Origin of the sequence: Prosthecobacter fusiformis (assembly GCF_004364345.1) — a bacterium.
Taxonomy (GTDB): Bacteria; Verrucomicrobiota; Verrucomicrobiia; order Verrucomicrobiales; family Verrucomicrobiaceae; genus Prosthecobacter; species Prosthecobacter fusiformis.
Window position 1 is genome coordinate 1 of sequence record NZ_SOCA01000031.1, and the last position, 1,887, is coordinate 1,887.

Annotated in this window: 3 protein-coding genes; all 3 read left to right on the plus strand. The window is 45.9% G+C overall.

The annotated features are described in order from the left end of the window. Positions 1-257 precede the first annotated feature (257 nt). The 3 genes from EI77_RS23190 to EI77_RS23200 all read left to right on the plus strand — a co-directional run bounded on the left by EI77_RS23190 (position 258) and on the right by EI77_RS23200 (position 1,537). Positions 258-557, plus strand: a complete 300-nt coding sequence (locus EI77_RS23190) for a hypothetical protein (RefSeq protein WP_208300464.1) — start codon at positions 258-260, stop codon at positions 555-557. Between the two features lie 11 nt (positions 558-568). Further along, the gene (locus tag EI77_RS23195; RefSeq protein WP_133797695.1) at positions 569-952 is read left to right on the plus strand and encodes a hypothetical protein; all 384 of its coding nucleotides are present in this window, start codon (positions 569-571) and stop codon (positions 950-952) included. Positions 953-1,138: 186 nt separating this feature from the next. After that, a complete protein-coding gene (locus tag EI77_RS23200) occupies positions 1,139-1,537 on the plus strand; it encodes a hypothetical protein (RefSeq protein ID WP_133797696.1) in 399 nt (132 codons plus the stop codon). Positions 1,538-1,887 lie beyond the last annotated feature (350 nt).

Sequence of the window (1,887 nt, forward strand, 5' to 3'; positions counted from 1 at the left end):
GGAGCCTGGCATGCCGGAAAAGGCAACCACCCAGGACCACGAACCGGCAGGCAGTGAAGGCGAGTTGGATGAAACAAACGCAGTGAAAGGGGCAGCGCGGTATGATCAAGTGCCGCTGATGGCTAGATGGAAAAGACAATCCCGATGGTGCGGTGAGGACCTGGGATGAGGCTAAACAGATCTTCCGGGAAAATATCGGTAAGGTACACCCGCTGATGGCGGAAACATTCGACATTTTGGACAAGGTAAGTATCCGGATGGAATCCGCGGAATTAATGGAAGGCAATTGGGCATCTTATCAACCACCAAAAATTAAAAGTCATTATCAATGGAGTGACTTTTTTGAAAATGGGAGAATTATTATCCGTATTGATAAGAATGTAATGAAGAGTGACCAAGCCATACTGGGCATTATCGCCCACGAGCTTTATGAACTAAATGCAATCAGAAATAAAATAGGAACCAATTCAATTCCCGCAGCGGCCCTTCAACGCTTCATTAATGATGTCCATTCAGCGGCCATTGATTTACAAAACCGGGCAGTTCAACAGCTTTAAAAAACAAAAAAATGATAAAACGTTCCAATCCTAGTGATGACGCCGTTGTGGAATTTAGTTTCCCAAAACATCCAAATGGACTTCCTGTGCATTTGAGGCCTGAACTGTGGCTCGATCTGTATATCAGAAATGGCCTCCCAAAATCTACATTTATCACTAAACTAATGGTATGTTCTATTAATTCAGATATTGCAGCGACAATCAAACACCTTCCTTTGAATTTATTCGACGACTTCAAAGAAGCTCTGGCAGTATTATCGGATGTTGAGCGAGAAGAAGATTTTGTGATTGTTGGAAGCACCCCGTCCCCTTTGCGTTTGCAGGACGTTCAGCGTGTCATTCATTGGCTGGAGGAGAATCCGAATCCAGAGCTGGCACCTCCAGTTGAGGATTAGTTTGGGTAAACTGGCGGAGGTTATTGCTCGTGTGGAAAGTTGAAGTCCAGCGTTCTTGAAGATGGAGCACTAGGGGGCAAGCCTTCATATCGCCTACCCCCAGTTCTCCTGGCATGAGGCGGTGCAGCGCACGGAGGAGGGGGTGATGGACAAGGCGAAGAAAAAACCAAAGGGATAAAACCATTCATGAAAATAATTAGCCAAGAAACAGTTTATACACTTTGCGCACTCTTTGATCTACCTGAACCAGGAGACTACTGCATCAACTGGGCTCACGAGGTCGAAATTGCTCCCGAACGTATTTTGCCAGTTTTGGAACAGTATGATCGCGACTTCCTGGATCAGGATGAAAGACTGTGTTTGATGGACTTCTTGCTCAATTCCCTAGAGGAAGCCGTGAGGAATAATGCTGAGCCTGATGGAGTATGGCCAAAGTTTGTTTCGCTGTTAATTATTGATGCAGCTGAACTAAAAGACCTGATAGATTACTGGTCGTGCTGGGATCATGCCGATACAGAAATTGAAGACGCCTTTGCCATTACTCCAAGAATGCGTGAAGTAGCCAAAAAGATCACAAATATGTAGAATGAAATTCGTCCGCCACTGACCGGAGGTCCCCAGTTCTGCCCCAAACATCCCACAACTGGAAACAAGCCAGTGCCCCGGCAGAAGCCTCCTTTAGCCAGGAAGCGCTCGCCATACTGAAGCCGGAAATGAAGCCTCCATCGCTACCATGAAAACGGAGGGCCATGCCTGGGACCGTCATTCGAAATAAGATAGGTTCCGACTCTATCCCTACAGTAGCACTCCAGAGATTCATTGAGGATGTGCATTCAGCAGCGTAGGGTTACAAAATAAATCAGTTCATCATAAGCAAAAACAAAATGATAAAACGAACTAAACCCTTCAGCAATGTCAGCGAGAAACGCTCACAC

Bases quoted from the DNA above. Each gene is read 5' to 3' on its own strand.
- EI77_RS23195 (WP_133797695.1), top strand. From the start codon at position 569: ATGATAAAACGTTCCAATCCTAGTGATGACGCCGTTGTGGAATTTAGT.
- EI77_RS23200 (WP_133797696.1), top strand. From the start codon at position 1,139: ATGAAAATAATTAGCCAAGAAACAGTTTATACACTTTGCGCACTCTTT.
- EI77_RS23190 (WP_208300464.1), top strand. From the start codon at position 258: ATGGAATCCGCGGAATTAATGGAAGGCAATTGGGCATCTTATCAACCA.